1 protein-coding gene is annotated in these 325 nt (G+C 52.0%); it reads left to right on the top strand.

The window, feature by feature from the left end; all coding sequences use genetic code 11:
* Window positions 1–2: 2 nt before the first annotated feature.
* A partial coding sequence (locus FE394_RS19555; protein WP_319927974.1) for a DnaB-like helicase N-terminal domain-containing protein occupies window positions 3–325 on the top strand: 323 nt, incomplete at its 3' end.

Raw genomic sequence — 325 nt, 5'->3', positions numbered from 1 at the left:
ATCTGCCGCATGAACATTTACAGATCATCAGTGAAGAGGCGCCCAGCTATGCGTATGCTGAAGTGGGGGTGTTGGGGGGGCTGATACTGGAGAATGAGCGCTGGGATAGCGTTGTCCAGCTATTAGCTGCCGACGATTTTTATTTCCCGGCACACCGGATAATATTTCAGGCCATCGCTGAACTGAGCGAAAAAAACTGCCCGTTCGACCTGATTACCCTGACCGATATGCTGACCCAGCGCGGGCAAATTGATCGGGCATGCGGTTTTGCTTATGTAGCGGAAGTGTGTCAAAACACCCCCAGTGCCGCCAATATTGAGGAGTA

The organism is Xenorhabdus littoralis (assembly GCF_033949345.1).
In the GTDB taxonomy this organism is placed as follows: domain Bacteria; phylum Pseudomonadota; class Gammaproteobacteria; order Enterobacterales; family Enterobacteriaceae; genus Xenorhabdus; species Xenorhabdus littoralis.
The sequence above is the reverse complement of the archived record's forward strand: the minus strand, read 5'-3'. Positions and strand labels throughout refer to the sequence as shown.